Below are 18,598 nucleotides of genomic sequence, written 5' to 3' on the forward strand. Positions count from 1 at the left end.
AGCCATTTCATTGAATTATAATATTGAATAAAGCAAAAAATGTCGTCAGAATATGACGACATTTTATAATGAGTATTAGTTTTGAAAAAATTCCCCTTTTATAAGCAGCCAGACACTAAAGACTGCGGACCCACCTGTCTGAGAATCGTAAGTAAATATTACGGTAAAAATATATCCCTGCAACAAATTCGATCTCTTTCTGAGACCACGCGTGAAGGAAGTAGCCTTTTGGGGCTGAGTGATGCTGCAGAAAACCTCGGATTCCGATCAATGGGAGTTCAGGTTGACTTCAAAACCCTCGTAGAAGAAGTACCTCTTCCCTGTGTTGCCCACTGGAACAAAAATCACTTTGTTGTAGTTTATAAAACAGATAAAAATAACAACGTTTATATATCAGACCCCAGCTACGGTTTAATCTCTTACACTCAGGAAGAGTTTATCAAAGCGTGGATTGGAGAAAATGCCAATGAAAATACAGAAGAAGGAATTGTTCTTATTCTGGAAACCACCCCCGCATTTTTCCAGACTGAATTTGATTCTGAGGAAAGTAAAGCCAGCTTTTCATTCCTTTCCAAATATCTTTTAAAATATAAGTCTCTTGTCATTCAATTGGCTGTAGGACTATTGGCGGGAAGTTTACTTTCACTAGTATTCCCTTTCCTTACACAAAGTATTGTGGATGTAGGTATACAGAATCAGGACATCAATTTTATTTATGTGGTGCTTCTTGCCCAAATTATGCTATTCCTTGGAAGAATGGGAATTGAAGTGATCCGAAGCTGGATTCTTCTTCACCTTTCAGCCAGAATAAATATTTCTATTATTTCCGATTTCTTTATTAAGCTAATGAAGCTTCCTATAAGCTTTTTTGATACCAGGATGACAGGAGATATCATGCAGAGAATTAATGATCACCACAGGATAGAACAGCTTTTAACAAGTTCTTCGCTGAACACTTTGTTCTCTCTTGTGAACCTTATCATTTTCAGTATTGTTTTACTACTCTATGATTACAGGCTTTTCATTGTCTACCTGATTGGTGCCGGATTATATATCGGATGGATCACGTTCTTCCTTAAAAAAAGAAAAGAGCTTGATTATAAAAGATTTTCACAGGTTTCTCAGGAACAAAGTAAAGTTATTGAATTAATCAACGGGATGCAGGAAATCAAAATGCATAACGCTGAGAAGCAAAAACGATGGGATTGGGAATTTCTTCAGGTAAAACTGTTTAAAATAAGGATAAAATCACTTTCTTTAGAGCAATGGCAGTCTGTAGGAGGGAATTTCATTAATCAGATTAAGGATATTCTTGTAAGTTTCTTATCTGCAAAACTTGTATTAAGCGGAAACCTGACATTAGGGATGATGCTTTCTGTACAATACATCATTGGACAATTGAATAGCCCGCTTTTACAGCTTATCGACTTTATTAAACAAACGCAGGACGCCAAAATATCCCTTGAAAGATTAGGTGAGATCCATGATAAGGAGGATGAAGAAAATAAAGATGAGCAGTACGCTATGGACATTCCACACAGAGATATCGAAATTACAGATATGTCTTTCAGATATGTAGGATCAGACGTTCCAGTCTTTGAAAACCTGAACCTTACAATCCCTTATCAGAAAACTACTGCTATCGTAGGAGCAAGCGGAAGTGGAAAAACCACCTTACTAAAGCTTTTGATGAAGTTTTATGATCCTGATAAAGGAGATATTAGAATAGGAAATACAAGTATGAAAAACATCTCTCCACGTTTCTGGAGAGATCATTGTGGTGTAGTAATGCAGGAAGGATATGTATTTAATGATACTATTGCCAATAATATCGCAGTGGGTGAAGACCATATTGACAAACGAAAACTAAGAAGAGCCGTAGAAATTGCAAATATTAAAGACTTTATAGAAGGTTTACCTCTAAGCTACAACACAAAAATCGGAAACGAAGGAGTTGGAGTAAGCGGAGGGCAAAAACAAAGACTTTTTATAGCAAGAGCCGTGTATAAATCACCTCAATATATTTTGTTTGACGAAGCAACATCTGCACTGGATGCCAATAATGAAAAAGTGATTATGGAAAATCTAGAACAGTTCTTCCAGGGGAAGACAGCTGTAGTTATTGCTCACAGACTTTCCACTGTGAAACATGCTGACAAAATTATTGTACTGGACAAAGGAAGGGTTGTAGAGGAAGGAAGCCATGCAGAATTGGTAGATTTAAGAGGCGAATACTACAGATTGGTTAGAAATCAATTAGAATTAGGAAATTAAAATTATTTGGACTGAACACCCATTTATGTTAATAATATTCTTTTCAAACAGAAAAGAAATTTTATCTCAAGAAAATGAAAGAAGACGTTTTAGACAATATCGAACTCCGCTCAGAAAGTGTACAGGATATTCTTACCCAGCCCCCAAATTGGATGATACGTTGGGGAAACACACTTATTTTTGTGATTATCCTGCTTATTTTCGTCATGAGTTATATTATAAAGTATCCAGAGTTTGTTCCGGCTCCCATTATTGTAACTTCTCAAAATCCTCCGGAAAAAATAGAAGCCCGAATCGGAACCAGAATAGAGAAAATCTTTATTAAAGATCACCAGGAAGTTAAAAAAAATGATGTGCTGATGGTGATGCAGTCAGCAGCCAACTATAAAGATGTTCTGGAATTAAAAAAAATCGTTGATTCTATCTCTCCGAACCAGCTATACTCTTTTCCTCTTACGCAGGCCTCCAGATTTAAGCTTGGAGAGCTGCAGGGAGAATATAACAACTTTGCAAAAGCTTTTCAGGATGAAGAACTTTTCAGAAGATTACAGCCTTATGTTCCCGAAAACCTGGCTGCTCAAAAGAGTATTTCTGAGTACAAATTAAGAATGACAACTTTAAGACAGCAGAAAAATCTGGAATCGGTAAAATATGATCTTACTAAAAAGAATTTTAACAGATCTCAGGAACTCTTTAATCAAGGAGTAATTTCTTCGGTAGAACTGGAAAATGAAAAGATCAAATATCTTCAGGCACAGCAGAATCTTGAGAATATCAATATATCGATATCCCAGGCAGAAGAAGGAATCTCAAATATCAACAAAACCCAAAGCGTTACTGCCATCAACTCAGAAAAGGAAAGGATCACTTACTCTGCACAGACTTTACAGCTATTTGAGCAACTTAGAAAATCATTAAAGCAATGGGAGCAAAATTACCTTGTTATTTCTTCCACGAATGGTGTTGCTAGCTTTCAGCAGTTTTTCGGGGAAAATCAATTTGTAAAGCCTGGAGAACCCATAGTTTCTATACTTCCGAAGAATAAAGACAGAATAGTAGGAAGAATGTCTGTTCCGACAGCCAATTCCGGTAAGATTATTCCTGGAGAAAAAGTACTTATCAAACTTGACAACTTCCGTTTTCAGGAATATGGTATTATTGAAGGAAAAGTTCAGAATATATCTCTTATCCCTGATGATAAAGGAAATTATTATGTAGATGTAATCTTACCAAACGGTTTAAAAACAAGTTATAACAAAACCTTGAAATTTGATAAAGAACTTAGAGGTAATGCTGAAATTGTCACAAAAGATCTCAGACTTATTGAGAGATTTTTCTATCAAATCAGAGAATTGCTAGGCTATCAGGCTTAATAGCATAAACAAACATAAAAACCGTTTCTCCATGAAACGGTTTTTTTATAATATTTGATCAAAAAATAATAAACTGGAGGAATTTTACTCATCCTAAGGTATCATATATACATCCGCTTCTCTCCTACCACTCTTTTTATCCCTATTTAACCCGTTTTTCCATTGCTACATACAAATTCCTTATTCAAAACAGAAAAACCGCCTAAAAGCCCTGTTTCAGCCTCAGTCGGTATTTTGTAACTGAATATGTAGGACAATAAAATTGATTCTTATTAAGCAAATACATATCCACTAAGATTTTTCAGCAAGAAAGTTGCATTTCTTAGCTTCGTAAAATAATCTGTCTTTGCGATTAAAAAATAAACTATTGGTTCAATAAAAAATATAGATTTTGTTTAGCTTTCAAATTTTGAGACTGATCCGATAAAATAGGATCAAACGCAAAAATTATGGGCTTAGAATATTTAGATCAGTTTAATTTTAAAATTTAACGCAAAGATTTCTATTATCTGGTGTTGTATTTTAGGAAGCAAAGCTTGAATCAATTGTATTGATTCTTTCTAAGCGTACGCGTATCTACATCGCTTCATCAGCGACTTTTGTCGCTTTCTTAGCTCCCTTATCAATAATCAATTCCATCATGTCTTTGCGTTTAAATAAAATTTAAGTATAAAGCTTAGAGGAGTAAAAAGATAATTTGTTTTTTTCTTCAGATTAACCAAACTTTTTACTTAGTCCCCAACTTTTGAGACTGATCCGAAAAATAACAGAATAACTGTATCGGATTGAGCAACCGTATAAAAATCGAAAACCGCAATCATTAGTTAATGATTGCGGTTTATTGTAGCGAAGACGGGAATTGAACCCGTGACCTCAGGGTTATGAATCCTGCGCTCTAACCAACTGAGCTACCTCGCCGTTTTGGTGGTGCAAATATAGAAATTATATTTTAACTACCAAAATTATTTTAACTTAAAATATTCTAAAACATCTCCAACATGATCTGGTTTGTTGATTATCTTGTTGTTAGCATCTAAAATAAAATACGTCGGAGTTGCATGAACATTGTAAGTTTCTACATAATTACTGTTCCATCCTCTTAATTCAGAATCATTGATCCAAGGAAATGCAGTAATTTTTTTGGTATAAGAATTTTTATCTACATCTAAAGACAGAGCAATTACCTGAATATTTTTTGCTTTTAGGTCATTATATTTTTCTAATAGCTTAGGAAGTTCTGTTTCACAATGCGAACATGTAGACGACCAGAAGACAATTACCTTTTTATCTGCCTTCACATCATAAATAGATTTGGCATTGGTATTCGTTGCCGACTGAAACTTATAATTCGGGAAAGTAGCTCCCATTTCCACATTAGCATTAGACTTCAGGGTAGAGGCAAGTCTGTCTGTAATTGTGCATTTAAGATTTTTAGCTAAACCAAGATATTTGTTTTTAAACTCATCCATTTGGTATACATCAAAAATATCGATAAGCTCCGACAATACTGTCTGCCCTCTTGGTGTTTCTACCTTTAAACGATCTAAAAGTTTATCTACTGAAGTTCCAACATTGGTATTCCCTCCTGAGTTTAAATAAGCTACCAATACAGGTCTCAGTAACGATGAGCTTTCCAGCATATCATTGGACTTGTCTAAGAAGTTGATAACTTCCTCCTGATCCACCTTTTTCACACCATCAGGGCTATTGGAAAGGAATTTACTATAGTTCGTATTATAAAATGAAATAAATGGGTGCTGTGAAGCATCTATAGAAGATGATGATCCGGAAAGTCTTTCAATCTCCAGTTTCAATGCTTTACCAAACTCCGTATTATCTTTGTAGTATTCTTTAATCTGTCCTAAAGCTGGTAAGATAAGCTCTTTCTTTTGTGAGCCATCTTGTTGCTTACTCATTAATTCGTTCGCTTCATCAAGATAAACTACATCTTTCACTTTATCCTTCTGAATATCCAGTTTGAAGTTTACGTCCTTATTTTCCGAAATAAAACTCACGGTATTATTAGATCCCGGAAAATAGACCTTCATCATTCCCATATAATGATTAGGATATTTAAAAGTCCATGTATTATTTTTACTTTGTTCCTTGGAAACGATAATATCTTTAGATCCGTTTAAGGTATATAGAATTGCATCTTTATCTTTAAAATCTGCCGGTGTCTGAATAGTAACTGTAAATTGAGCCTGCAAAGCAAATGCAGCCAACATTGCAGATAGTGTATAAATCTTTTTCATAGAGTAAAAATAAAAAAACTCTCTGACTAATCAGAGAGTTTCTTGTTATTTTAATAAAATTTTATGCTTTAACGTTTTTATACTTTTTTGTATAGTATACGATGAATGCAAATGCTACAATCGAAAGTAAATACACATACATATCAATTGGTGATGAAGGAGCTCCTCCGGTACCGTGTCCTCCGGTACCTCCTCCTCCTGGAACTGGCATATCATCTATATCTGCCCTTACCAATAAAGTGGCAAAGAAAAATAACGCAAGTACTAGTTTATTTATGGTTTTCATATTAATTTTTATTTTAAGATTTTGGTATTTACTACTACTCCTTTATCTGAAACAACTTTTACGACATAAGTACTCTTCACTGAATCATTAAGTTCAATAACAAAGTCTTTAGATGTCTCAACAGCTTTCTTAGAGATAATAAGTTTACCACTCATATCATAAACTTCAATATCTGCTTTCTTCCAATCTGGATCAAATCTAACGATGTAGTTACTGATTGCAGGATTATAAACAACTGTTGTTCTAGAAGTGATATTCGTTTCTCTAGTTGCCAGAGTTCCTCTGTCAGGTGCTCCATAGTATAGATTATATGATTTAGAAGTTACAGGAACTACATCACCTTGTTTTGCTTCTTGTACTGAACCATTAGATGCTTTGTAGAAGAATCCTGTTCCTGAAGACAACTGGTGTGCTCCGGCAGCAATCATTTCTGCATTTTCTCTGATTTCAAACTTGTAAGAAACAATTTTCTTGTCTGGCTTACTAAAATCATAGTTCCATAGTAATACATCTTTTCCTAAGAAGTTATCTTCATTAGCTTCATTAATATATAACCAATATTTTAAATTTTGTTGCGGGTCATATCCACCAGTTGGCAATTCTTCAAATGTACCAATCAGGTTGCTTGGAGTAGCTGCTGCTTGTACTGTAGTAGCAATAGACAGCTGGTGACCTGTAGTGGCAGTAGGAGAAACTACATAATAAGTTCTTCCGATTTCATTACCATTAGCGTCAAGACCAATAACTCCCAGCTGTTTAACAGTTCCGCCAGTTTTATTATTGCTGACTCTGGCTGCAGTTACCCCATAATCTGTTCCGTCTTGTCTTACAACATCCTTAAATCTTCTAAGAGTGCTGAAATTAAGAGTTTGAGCTGAATTATCTCTAAGCTTAATAATAAATGGCTGCATTGGCTTGATAATTAAACCAATATCTCCTACAGGAGTTCCATTTGAATTAAATGTCTGAATTAATGCACCAGTAGTATAAGTATATCCATTAGCTTGTGTTACCACTGAACCTGCTGAATATTCAATACCCATGATATTAGCAACATTATTACCATCTGTAACAGTTCCTCCTTCTATATAACCGATTTTAGAAAGATCTAAGTTCGTTAAGAATGGGTTACCAAACTGGTAAATGTTTTTACCATAAGTAGCATTCCATGCACCATTAGGAAGATCAAACTGATCTTGAAGGTAAGAGTTATAAGCTTCACCATAACTGTTTGCTCCGTTACCATTAGGTCCAAAGCTCACATTTCCTGCATTCTGTAAGCTTACAGGTGCAAAAGTTGCATATGGTCTACCATTTAAAGTAAGTACAGTGTTTGCTCCAATCGGTGTATTAAGGTTTAGGTTATTATTTCTGGAACCTAACATATAATATCCCGGACCATTACTTGTTGTATTTGACAAGTTGGTTACATGATCAGATTTAGCCTGAGTGTTATTCCATTGTAAAATAAGATCGTTGTTTACAAAACCTGTATTCTGGAGGTTTCTTGTAGTACCGAATGCTTTTCCTAATTCTGTGGATAATGAACTGTACGCCTTCCCATAGAAAGGAAGGGCAATTTGTTGGAAGTAATTACCGTTACCATGCTTATCGGTCAAGTATTCTTTACTTACAATACCTGTAATGTTGGATTGGGATAATCCATCGATGAACAACTGACCGTATGTAGAAGAATTATAGTTTCCAGGGGTATTAAGCCTTAAAACAATGTTTCCTCCATCGGTTTTATCTCCACCTGCGTCGTTAATTGTTTTGAAAGCATCTGTACCAGATCCTACAACCATAATATTTCCATGTACGTCCAAAAGACCATTGCCTTTTGTTTGTACACCACCACCGCTATAAACTAGGGTGCCTTCGCTCACATACATATTAGCATTAGTGTCAACATGACATAGTATCTGCGCCTGAACAGAGTAACTAATTGCTAAAAGACCTATAGCAAATAAACTTTTTCTCATTGTATAAATTATTTGTGTGTTAATACAATCTTCACCCGCAAAGGTATTATTTTTTTCTTTAAAAAAAAAACATTTTTATCTATTAATCAAAATATTATCTTCCGTTAATATAATCTCTTTCTCCTCTCCGATTGAAAACATATAGTCTTCCAAAACTTTTTCTGTGGTCCCTCTAAGACCTCTTGCTCCTAATCCTTTTTCAATAGTTTCTTCTACTATTTTTTCGATTGCACCGTCTGTGATTACCAAATCTGTGCCATCCATCTTGAATAGCTCCACAAATTGGTTCACGATTGAATTTTTAGGTTCCTTCATGATTCTTACCAAGGTTTCTTTTGTTAATTTATCAAGATAAGTGATGATTGGAAATCTTCCTAAAAGTTCGGGAATTAATCCAAATGAACGAAGATCTATTGCATTAATATTTGTTAATACATATTCCTCTTCATCTGTTTTATTGATTTTCTCAGAGCTAAAACCGATTGCCTGCTTATTCATTCTTCTTTCGATAATCTCTTTGATTCCGTCAAAAGCTCCGCCGGCAATGAAAAGAATATTTTGCGTATTTACCTGAATGTATTTCTGGTCAGGGTGTTTTCTTCCTCCCTGTGGCGGAACATTTACAATACTTCCTTCCAACAATTTCAATAATCCCTGTTGTACTCCCTCTCCTGAAACATCTCTTGTAATACTTGGGTTATCTGATTTTCTGGCAATCTTATCGATCTCATCAATAAAGACAATTCCTTTTTCTGCTTTTTCTACATCGTAATCAGCCACCATTAATAACCTTGAAAGAATACTTTCAACATCTTCTCCTACATATCCTGCTTCTGTTAGAATAGTTGCATCTACAATACAGAAAGGAACATTAAGTTCTCTGGCGATGGTTTTTGCAAGAAGGGTTTTTCCGGTTCCGGTTTCCCCTATCATAATAATGTTAGACTTTTCAAGCTCCACCTCTCTGTTTTCATCCTGCGCATGAAGCAATCTCTTATAATGGTTGTATACAGCAATTGAAAGTTGCTTTTTTGCCTGATCCTGTCCAATGACATATTGATCAAGAAATACTTTGATCTCTTTTGGCTTTTTAAGGTCTTCCATATTATCTGCAGGAGCATATCCTGATTTGGAAGCACTGTCTTTAACGATAGTGTGTGCCTGTTCTATACAATTTTCACAAATAAAACCGTTCTGCCCTGAAATCAGCATCTGTACTTCATTTCTTTTTCTACCGCAGAAAGAACACTGGTTTGAATTCATATGATATAATATATGTGTATATGTTAAAGAAAATCGTAAAAAATTTCTTTTTTACGATTTTCTGCTTTTTAAGAATTAATAATTGAGGTTTGAATCTCTGTATATTCTTCGTTCGTTAATTTTAATCTTTCATTTCTGAAGTTCATATCCTCCATCTTATTTAAAGGAATCAAATGGATGTGGGCATGAGGAACTTCAAGTCCTACAACTGCTACTCCTACTCTTACACATGGAATTGCAGTTTTAATCTTCTTGGCTACCTCTTGGGCAAATCCCCAAAGGTTTTTGTATTCTTCACTTTCAAGATCAAAAATCAAATCCACTTCTTTTTTAGGAACTACCAGAGTATGTCCTTTCACCAAAGGCATTGCATCCAGGAAAGCTATAAAGTTTTCGTCTTCAGCAATTTTATATGAGGGAATTTCACCGTTGATGATTTTTGTGAATATAGTGCTCATTGTATTTAGAAGTTAGTAGTTAAATATTAGAAGTTTAGAAATAGAAAGGTTGTATCAGACTATAGAGAAATGTCTAATACTTCAAAAGAAAGTTTGTTTCCGTTTGGTAAAGTAATTTCGGCAGTTTCACCTTTAGCTTTACCTAATAGTCCTTTAGCAATCGGAGTATTTACAGAAATTTTTCCTGTCTTAAGATCACTTTCGTTATCTGGTACCAATGTAAATACCTGCTCTTGCTTAGTCGCATTATTCTTAAGCTTCACCGTTGTAAGGATAGAAACTTTTGAAGTATCTAATTGGCTTTCGTCTATAATTTTAGAAGTTGAGATAACATCTTTCAGCTTGGAAATTCTCATTTCAAGCATCCCCTGAGCCTCTTTAGCCGCATCATATTCTGCATTTTCAGACAAATCTCCTTTGTCTCTTGCTTCTGCGATCTGCTGAGTAATTTTTGGTCTCTCTACAGTTTCCAACTGTTCCAGCTCAGCTTTCATTTTCTCTAGGCCCTCCTTTGTAACATAGCTTGCCATAATTTTCAAAATTTAGTTTTAGTATAAAAAAATAATCCGACATTTGCCGGACAATGTTTTCGTGTTGTAATCGTTTAATTTTTACAAATATATAAAAATTTAAATTGAAATGAAAAAAACTTTTTCGATATTATCTATTTTCATTTTATTGGTTTTCAGTACATTATCCACCAACTCATGTGGAAGCCGAGAAGATACCGTAAGTTGCTTTCCCAGTGTTCCTATCAATGTTTCTATTAATTTGAATCTTCCTGCTTATAACAAATTAAATTATGATAATGGATGGATTTATCTTAATGAACAACAATCCGGAACAAGAGGATTAATTGTTGTACGTACAGCAGATAAATTTCAGATTTATGATAGAAATGCACCGCATCTGTGCCCGGATAATAATACGACTCTTGAAGTAAAAGATGATATTGCTATTGTATGTCCAAAAGATGGTACAAAGTGGATTCTAAGAAATGGACAGCCGCAGCCAGGTTCTAAAACGGGGCTTTCTCCAAGAGTTTATACATCTTACAATTATGATCCGGTAAGCAAAAATTTGAGTATTTACTATTAAAAACAGACAATGAAGATCGTTATACAGAGAGTTTCTGAAGCCAGTGTAAAGGTAGACGGAAAAATCGTAGGTGAAATAGGAAAAGGATTAATGCTGCTGGTAGGTATTGATGAAAATGATGAAAAAACAGATGCGGATTGGCTGGTACAAAAAGTCTTACATCTCAGAATCTTTGGAGATGAAGATGACAAACTCAATCTTTCCGTTAAAGATATTTCAGGAGAAATATTGTGCATTAGCCAATTCACCCTGATTGCCGATTATAAAAAAGGAAACCGTCCTTCTTTCATCAAAGCTGCAAAACCAAATAAAGCAGTTCCATTATTTGATTATTTTAAAGAAGAAATCGCTAAATCCGGTTTAAAAACTGAAAGTGGAATTTTCGGAGCAGATATGAAGGTTTCGTTAATCAATGACGGACCTGTGACCATCGTCATGGATTCTATTACCAAAAGCTGATTGTAGAAGATGTCCAATAAAAAAATAGCTATTGCTTATCTCGTTATCTCATTGATTTTATTGTTTGGGATTATCATGAGTGTTAACAATTACAGCTTCTCCGGATATTATACTGATAAAATTATCGGCTGGCTTTGGCTGGCGATGACGGTTTTTATCATCATCCGGTTCTGGAAAAAGAAAATTATTAAGGTTTATTTTACGCTGATCATTTCGGGAATTATTTTGAGTATTCTGCCTATGATGATTCCATTTTTCGGATTGGTGCATTATTTTTCTACGATTGGAAGTTATCAGCGAATTGAGCTTGATGACACCTACAGAATTGATAGAAATCGTCCGGGAGCATTGTATAAACCACAAATAACAGTCTATAGGCAGGAAGGAATTCTTGAAAAACAAATTTCAAGGATATCTTATGATAAAATTGCTGAGGACGTTTTAGAACTTACTCCTGAGAGTCCGATAATGGGAAGTGACCAGCCTATTCAGAATGCAAGACTTGTAAATGTAGCCAGAGACAGCATTGGTATTGAATATCAAATTATGAATAAAAAGAAGATTTTTTATCATAAAACTAAAGAAAATTGGTTTGAAGAATAGATCTACATTCCTATTAAATTTTAAAAACCTTTCAAAATTATTGAAAGGTTTTTTTATGGAATTCCTACAAATCGTTTAAATAACAGCAACATTTAAATAATAAAAATTAAATTCACAAAAACGTGATTTGTTTTCATTTTATTATTATTTTTGATATAACACAAAATTATTCACAACCATTTAACAAAAATAATATGAAAACAAAATTTAGAATTCTAACACTTTTTGTGTTCTGTTTCTTCTTTTCTTTCGGACAATCACGTCCGGATCAAAATTCAATAATCTATGTATGTTTTTCAAAAGGTATTACTTCAGAAAAAGCTGCCTTTGCCAAAAACTCTGAGCTGGAAAAGTTTTCCAGAGAACATGGAATTACATTTACTTATGATCTTGAATTCAGTGATGAAAAAATCAATGAAATGATAATCAGCAGCAGAATGAACGGAAATTCCGGAGAATCTGTTCAAAAACTGAAAAGAATATTTAAGGCTGATATTCCTTTAGGCAATGCAGATGTCTCTCAAAAGCTGATTCAAACTCTTGAAAAATTTTCTGAGATAGAATATGTATCTGTGATGAGTGGTACGCCGATTGAACCTCCGTTTGTTAATATGTTTGTTGCTACTCCTGATCTTGAAAGCCTTCAGACTTATCTGAATGACAATCCGGGGATCAATGCTAAATACGCATGGTCAAGAGGAATTACGGGACAAAATATAAGAATCAGAGATGTAGAATATGGTTTCTATAAAACTCATGAAATGTTAACCAATCAAAATTCTATACAACTGGAGCCCGGGTATTCTCCCAATTCAGGATTAGCCAATAATAATTATCGTGATCACGGAACTGCTGTGGTAAGTATTCTAGGTTCTGTAAAGGATAATATCGGACTTACCGGTGCCGTGTACAATGCTTCAGAAATAAAAGGTTATATGGAATGGACTACCGTTGGCTACAACAGAGCTTCGGCAGTGAGCAGATCCATCAATGCTTCTCAGGCAGGAGATATTATTCTTTATGAAATGCAAACTGGCGGAAAAGACGGACAATACTGCCCTGCTGAATATGACAATGTGATCTGGGACCTGACAAAAGCAGCTACAGATTCGGGAATCATTATCGTTGCTGCAGCAGGAAATGGAAACCAGGACCTTGATGATCCTTTTTATGCAACTTACAGAGCAAGAGGAAACAGTGGTGCTATCATTGTAGGAGCAGGAACTCCTAATACTACGCATTCCAAACAAAGTTTCAGCACTTACGGAAGCAGAGTTGATGTACAGGGATGGGGAAGCAGCGTTCTTGCGGCAGGATATGGATCGTACGCGAAGTATGATAATGACAACAACAGAACTTATAATTATTTCAGCGGAACCAGCTCTGCAACACCTACTGTAGCTTCAGCAGCGGTTTTAATTCAATCTTTTTACAAGCAAACCACAGGACAATATTTAAGCCCTGCAGCTATGAGAAGCCTTTTGGTTTCTACAGGAATTCCTCAGGGAGGAACGGATACCAATAAGAAAATAGGTCCTCTTCCGAATGTAAGAAATGCAATATTACAGTTGGAAGGTAAATCCAAAACTACGGGTATTGCTTTAGCTCCACTGGAAGTTAAAATTTATCCAAATCCATCCAGCAGCTTTATAGCAATTCAAAGTAAGGACAATAAAAAACTGGACATAGAAATCGTGAGTATGCAGGGAAGATCAATGATAAAAAGCACAATTTCTTCGGGTGAAAAAGTTGATATTTCCCAGCTTCCAACGGGACAGTATGTTATCAACATTCATGAGGGGCAGAGAAGAGTTGTTGAGAAATTCACCAAATTATAATATAAATAAAAACACCTTTCAGCAAGCTGAAAGGTGTTTTCTCTTCATAAACTATTATAAAATTATTTCGCAGGAATGCTGCTGAAATTAAGAGCTACTTTAATGTTCATATCTGAACTCGTCTGGTTTTTCAGTTCGTAAACCGTTCTTACCGTTAAACCTGAACTTTTTACAATTTCATCAAGAAACCCTGTATCGTTAAGATCCAGATTTAAGCTGGAAGAATTATTAGACATATTGGAACGTGATGCAATTAATCTTTCTCCCGTTCCATTGGAAGAAACATATATTTTTACGGATTTAAATGCACTCAGGTTTCCTCCTGAAGGGCTTGCTACAGAGATCTTAGCTTCAGAAATTCTTACATCTTTGATCTTAGCATTATTGTTTCCGCCAAACCATGTTTGTACATTAGTAGCGGTTGATGTGGAAGAAACTTCCTTATCTGCGGGTACTCCTGTAGAAACTAAAACATTCGCTGTGTATGGGAACGTATTCTGAACCAACGACTGTACTGTTCCGCAACTTACAAGTGAGACTGAGGCAACCATTGCTGTTAGAACTATATTTTTCATAATATTTAATTTAAATTTTGGATATAGTTTGCAGAAATTGTACCAAAATTGATTGGTCTATTCTACACTTACGGTAAAATGCCCTTTGGTGTTTCCGGAAGCCATATTACTTTTTCCGATAATAAGCCATACTTCTCCTTTTTCTTTTATATCATAAGTAATGTCTCTTCCGAAAGGACCGTCATAATCTCCATTAGGAAGCTTAATCTGATTAAATCTGATATTAAAATCTTTCTCTTTTGTAGCAATCGTAGCTTTTATTTTAGACTGTTCAAAGTTTGTTAGTTTTAAAACCAGTTCCTGATCATCTTTGGTAAACTCCTCTCCTAGTGTAAACGGAAGTTGTGAAGCATCTGCTGTTCTTACGATCTGACCTTCTTTTTCATTTCTCATTACCCCTTTACGCAGAACTTCTTTAGTAGCGGGAGCATTGTTAATGATTGAGTCTCTTTTTTTCAATGCTATAGAGTCTGTTTTATAAACTGAATCCGGCATTTCTGTTGCTGCAACAGAATCTTTTCCTGGTGTTTCTGTCACTGCAGGATCTTTTTTACAGGAAATGATAATCAATGGAATTAACAATAAGCTTTTTTTCATAATAATTAAATTTAAGGATGTGAGCCAGGATGGAAGTCTTAAGTTTCCAGTCTTTCTCTTTATTCACTCCTGGTTAAAATAGTTCTTTTTAAATGCTAAAATTGTTCCAATTCACGATTAATGATCCGGTTTTCAATGTTCTATTTTGTTTTATTTATTGTTTAACGGTTTGATAATACACGATCTTTGAAAGAAATGGTTTGGACTTTTCATTCTGGAGTTTATTTATCAGATCATTTTTGAGCTTCTGATTATTGTTCTTTTTGGCATATTCCATAAGACATTTTTCACTGAAATTGATAGAAGTAAAGTGATAATTAACAACAAAATCTTTGCGTTTCATATTCTGTGAAGTGATAAAGCCTCCCCAATTAATATAACTGCAACCTAAAATAGTTGCATAAAAATACCATACCATAGTATTGAACAGGAATGCATTTCTTTTTCTCTTTTGAATTTTAATAAATGTCAAAGCAAGCCCAATCAAAGATAAAAGCAGGAAAGCAAAAACTCCGAGTCTTTTGTAGGTAAAACCATAGTTGAGGATATATTCATAATTTTTCACAGCCGCGGATATGATGAGTACAGCGTTCAGAAAGATCCAGATCTTGGCTAATACTTTCAACAATTTTGCTTTAGGATCGAAATTGAATCCGGATTTAAAATAAAACATAATGACTAAAATTGCCATAATGATCGACATGATCACTGCATTTACTCTTTCATGGGTTTCTTCGGAAAGTTGTACGGGTGTTTTTGATACTTCATAAAACTGTTCGTAATTGTAGGTAATAATGAAGAAGATCAATAAAATATTCAGGCAGAAGAAAGATATTATTCCGCTTGTTCTTTCGGAGTCTAAATCAAGGAATGAGTAAGTAGACTTTGGTATTTGAGCATCTTTATTAAAATCATTATCTAAAACATGATTGGCTTTGTAGATTAGTTTTTCAACGGCATAATTCCAGTAATTAAAGGCAATAAAAAATCCTAGAGTGGTAAGACAGAAAACCTGCCAAAGGTTTATATCCAATTCATAATCTGTAAAAAGGGATGCAAAATGATCACTTCCAGCGGCATAAATTACAAAGAAAACGGATAAAAGTATCAACGGAATCAATACAAAAGCCATGATCTTCTGCCACAATCCGGAAACATTTCTCTGAGGCATCCATTTATCAAAATCAAAAAACCGACAAATGGAGGTAAAGCAATTAACAATAAAAACAGGTATAAGGAAAAGGATCTTCATCTTTCTGTTTTTTGCTTTATAGGAAAGTAAAAGCAGTGAGCTTGCAACGGCAAGAAAAGACAGAAAATCTCCATACCAGGCAAAGGCAATACTGGAGAGAATGCTTGTAGCTGTAAGAATGTAGAACGTTTGGGTTTTGTTTCTTTTTATGGTCTTAAAAAAGGTGAGAACAGCATACAGAATTCCAAGAATTCCGAAGTTTAATCCAAGATCCTGATCATAGAAGAGAACAACAAATGCCAGGGTTGTGAGGAATATATAATGATGTGTTTTCATGATATTTTAGAAATTTACGATTAGTGTAAGCGATAAAAGACTTTAGTATAAAACAATGGTATCCTTCTGTTGGACAAAATTTTTCAGATGATCAAAATTCTGCCATAACAGCTCTTCAAAATCCCAATGATGAAAAGTTCTCATGTTTTGTCCTTTCCTATAAGCTTTGATATATATTTTCACATATTCAGGAAGGATGATTGTTCCTAAAACGATTGCAGCAAGAAGATGGGCATTGAGTTTTCCATTTCCCAGTAAGAGATATTGCATGGCGATTTCGTCTTCGAAGTTGGTTCCACAACCTGTAATCAGGTGATGAACGTCGTGATTTTCCATTTTGGGAATCATAGAAAATCCATGTTTATAATAAAATTCTCCGAGTTTCCGTCCTAATGAGTCTTCCTGAAATTCCAGCAATTGTTTTTCATTGAACTGCCATTGTCTTTTTTTCTTTTTGAAATATTTTCTGTAGAGCTTTTGGGTTTTATCGTACACAAAAAGCAGAAACTGAACGCGTATTTTTTTCATAATATAGGTATTTAAAAAATTAGATTCCATCCTATTATTATATTCCATAGAGATAGGCAATAGGAATATTTCAATCTATGCCCCCATTGACTGAAGACCTATCACTGTATATAAAATTGCAATGGGAATATTGATGGAGAGAATCCCAATAGCCAGCAAACAAGATTTCAAGTGCTGCCTGTAAACAAATCCATGGATCAAAAATCCCAGTACAAACAATACATTTATCGGAGTAGCTAAAAGGAGCAGCAGATAACCAGCCACGGCACATGTATCTTCTTTCAATAATCCGCCTATTAGGCAAATGCTTCCCAATGAAAAGCATACTCCAAATACAGATTTACTAAGGTTTATAATTTCCCGGTCTTTCATAATTTTATAATAGTTTTAAATCAACAAACAAAGAACTTTGAATTACAAAGTTAAAATTCAAAAAAATATAGAACTATCGTCCCAACAATTTTTCAAGTGCATCCAGATGATCTGTAAATGCCTGTCTCCCACTTTGGGTAACCCGATAAGAAGTTTTGGGCTTTTTACCTACAAATTCTTTTTTCACTTCTATATATCCTACTTTCTCCAAGGCGTTACTATGGCTGGCAAGGTTTCCGTCTGTAATTTCCAGCAGTCCTTTCATTTCGGAGAAATCAACCCAATCATTCACCATAAGAACGGACATAATGCCCAGTCTTACACGGCTTTCAAATTCTTTATTGAGTTGACTGATCTTGATCATAATAGGTAAAGGTTGCAGATTTTAAAATGCAGATTATGAAGAATAGCATTCTAAGGGACTGCAAATTTAGTTTTTATTTATATTTTTTGTGCATAATAAGTCCATAAACTATATGCAAAACACCAAAGCCTACTGCCCAGAAGAATAATCCCCATCCTAAAAAGAATAATGAAAATAAACCAAGAGTAACTTCACAATATCCTAGATATTTTACGTCTGGCAAAGTATATCTTTCAGCACTTATTAATCCTAATCCATAGAATACCAAAGTTGTAGGCGCTACCCATACTATCAATTGATGATAAATAAGCGAAGTGCAAAAGATTCCTCCGGCTGCTAACGGGACGGCAAAAGTTGTTAAAAGACGTTTGGTAGTAGCATCCCAAATTTTAAGCCCCTTCTTTTTACTTTTATGGGCAGTAAAAATATAACCACTGAAAACAGCCACTATCAGAACTACTAATCCTGTGATAACTAATTCCTGAACCAATTCCGGTGTAAAGCTTAACCTGCCTCCGTTAATGTATCCAACTTTTTTACTTTCCATAGCAAAATAGGCATATCCGGCACCTAAAAGGGCTACTATGCCGGCTACTACGCCTGAAAGACCACTCAAAGAAATAAATCTGGAAGAGCGCTCCATCATGGAACGGATGTGGGATAAGTCTTCGTGATAGTTTTTTGATTCCATAAAAAGAACTTTGAATTACAAAGTTATAATTTTTTTTCGATCAACAAAATATTT

Annotated in this window: 19 protein-coding genes and 1 tRNA gene; 6 read left to right on the forward strand and 14 right to left on the reverse strand. The window is 34.7% G+C overall.

The window, feature by feature from the left end:
* Positions 1–81: 81 nt before the first annotated feature.
* Entirely contained in the window at positions 82–2,274 is a 2,193-nt protein-coding gene (locus tag AC5YGG_RS17870) for a peptidase domain-containing ABC transporter (RefSeq protein WP_496145793.1), read from the forward strand.
* A 74-nt stretch (positions 2,275–2,348) separates the two neighbouring features.
* Complete coding sequence (locus tag AC5YGG_RS17875) at positions 2,349–3,647, forward strand: HlyD family secretion protein (RefSeq protein ID WP_496145794.1); 1,299 nt, start codon at positions 2,349–2,351, stop codon at positions 3,645–3,647.
* An 844-nt stretch (positions 3,648–4,491) separates the two neighbouring features.
* On the opposite strand, the gene AC5YGG_RS17880 is transcribed toward AC5YGG_RS17875, so the two are convergent.
* From AC5YGG_RS17880 to greA, 7 genes are all read right to left on the reverse strand, one after another.
* A tRNA-Met gene (locus tag AC5YGG_RS17880) sits at positions 4,492–4,565 on the reverse strand.
* A gap of 44 nt (positions 4,566–4,609) precedes the next feature.
* Positions 4,610–5,902: a TlpA family protein disulfide reductase gene (locus AC5YGG_RS17885; RefSeq protein WP_496145795.1), complete on the reverse strand. Its 1,293-nt coding sequence runs from the start codon at positions 5,900–5,902 to the stop codon at positions 4,610–4,612.
* A gap of 61 nt (positions 5,903–5,963) precedes the next feature.
* Entirely contained in the window at positions 5,964–6,188 is a 225-nt protein-coding gene (locus AC5YGG_RS17890; protein ID WP_496145796.1) for a signal peptidase, read from the reverse strand.
* An 8-nt stretch (positions 6,189–6,196) separates the two neighbouring features.
* Positions 6,197–8,170 (reverse strand): T9SS type A sorting domain-containing protein, encoded by a 1,974-nt coding sequence (locus tag AC5YGG_RS17895; protein ID WP_496145797.1) that lies wholly within the window; start codon positions 8,168–8,170, stop codon positions 6,197–6,199.
* A 75-nt stretch (positions 8,171–8,245) separates the two neighbouring features.
* Positions 8,246–9,433: an ATP-dependent Clp protease ATP-binding subunit ClpX gene (gene clpX, locus AC5YGG_RS17900; RefSeq protein WP_496145798.1), complete on the reverse strand. Its 1,188-nt coding sequence runs from the start codon at positions 9,431–9,433 to the stop codon at positions 8,246–8,248.
* A 68-nt stretch (positions 9,434–9,501) separates the two neighbouring features.
* A complete protein-coding gene (locus tag AC5YGG_RS17905; RefSeq protein ID WP_076553673.1) occupies positions 9,502–9,891 on the reverse strand; it encodes an HIT family protein in 390 nt (129 codons plus the stop codon).
* 59 nt (positions 9,892–9,950) lie between these two features.
* Positions 9,951–10,421, reverse strand: coding sequence for a transcription elongation factor GreA (gene greA, locus AC5YGG_RS17910; protein ID WP_076553674.1), 471 nt, complete (start codon positions 10,419–10,421; stop codon positions 9,951–9,953).
* 109 nt (positions 10,422–10,530) lie between these two features.
* Between greA and AC5YGG_RS17915 the strand changes: the two genes are divergently transcribed.
* The 4 genes from AC5YGG_RS17915 (at position 10,531) to AC5YGG_RS17930 (ending at position 13,889) form a co-directional block, all read left to right on the forward strand.
* Positions 10,531–10,989, forward strand: a complete 459-nt coding sequence (locus AC5YGG_RS17915; RefSeq protein WP_496145799.1) for a hypothetical protein — start codon at positions 10,531–10,533, stop codon at positions 10,987–10,989.
* A gap of 9 nt (positions 10,990–10,998) precedes the next feature.
* Complete coding sequence (dtd, locus tag AC5YGG_RS17920) at positions 10,999–11,448, forward strand: D-aminoacyl-tRNA deacylase (protein WP_496145800.1); 450 nt, start codon at positions 10,999–11,001, stop codon at positions 11,446–11,448.
* A gap of 9 nt (positions 11,449–11,457) precedes the next feature.
* Positions 11,458–12,051 (forward strand): hypothetical protein, encoded by a 594-nt coding sequence (locus AC5YGG_RS17925; RefSeq protein WP_496145801.1) that lies wholly within the window; start codon positions 11,458–11,460, stop codon positions 12,049–12,051.
* Positions 12,052–12,245: 194 nt separating this feature from the next.
* Positions 12,246–13,889 (forward strand): S8 family peptidase, encoded by a 1,644-nt coding sequence (locus tag AC5YGG_RS17930; RefSeq protein WP_496145802.1) that lies wholly within the window; start codon positions 12,246–12,248, stop codon positions 13,887–13,889.
* A 62-nt stretch (positions 13,890–13,951) separates the two neighbouring features.
* On the opposite strand, the gene AC5YGG_RS17935 is transcribed toward AC5YGG_RS17930, so the two are convergent.
* The 7 genes from AC5YGG_RS17935 to AC5YGG_RS17965 all read right to left on the reverse strand — a co-directional run bounded on the left by AC5YGG_RS17935 (position 13,952) and on the right by AC5YGG_RS17965 (position 18,544).
* Positions 13,952–14,464: a hypothetical protein gene (locus AC5YGG_RS17935; RefSeq protein ID WP_496145803.1), complete on the reverse strand. Its 513-nt coding sequence runs from the start codon at positions 14,462–14,464 to the stop codon at positions 13,952–13,954.
* Positions 14,465–14,521: 57 nt separating this feature from the next.
* Positions 14,522–15,061: a hypothetical protein gene (locus AC5YGG_RS17940; protein ID WP_496145804.1), complete on the reverse strand. Its 540-nt coding sequence runs from the start codon at positions 15,059–15,061 to the stop codon at positions 14,522–14,524.
* 154 nt (positions 15,062–15,215) lie between these two features.
* Complete coding sequence (locus AC5YGG_RS17945) at positions 15,216–16,589, reverse strand: DUF4153 domain-containing protein (RefSeq protein WP_496145805.1); 1,374 nt, start codon at positions 16,587–16,589, stop codon at positions 15,216–15,218.
* A gap of 42 nt (positions 16,590–16,631) precedes the next feature.
* Entirely contained in the window at positions 16,632–17,117 is a 486-nt protein-coding gene (locus AC5YGG_RS17950) for a Coq4 family protein (RefSeq protein ID WP_496145806.1), read from the reverse strand.
* A 75-nt stretch (positions 17,118–17,192) separates the two neighbouring features.
* Positions 17,193–17,489 carry a hypothetical protein gene (locus AC5YGG_RS17955; protein ID WP_496145807.1) on the reverse strand — a complete coding sequence of 99 codons (297 nt, stop codon included), beginning with the start codon at positions 17,487–17,489 and terminating at the stop codon, positions 17,193–17,195.
* A gap of 73 nt (positions 17,490–17,562) precedes the next feature.
* On the reverse strand, positions 17,563–17,853 hold the full coding sequence (locus AC5YGG_RS17960) for a winged helix-turn-helix domain-containing protein (RefSeq protein ID WP_045492574.1): 291 nt from the start codon (positions 17,851–17,853) through the stop codon (positions 17,563–17,565).
* A gap of 73 nt (positions 17,854–17,926) precedes the next feature.
* Positions 17,927–18,544, reverse strand: a complete 618-nt coding sequence (locus tag AC5YGG_RS17965) for a hypothetical protein (RefSeq protein WP_496145808.1) — start codon at positions 18,542–18,544, stop codon at positions 17,927–17,929.
* Positions 18,545–18,598 lie beyond the last annotated feature (54 nt).

The sequence above is a fragment of the Chryseobacterium sp. CS2K3 genome (genome assembly GCF_059515185.1).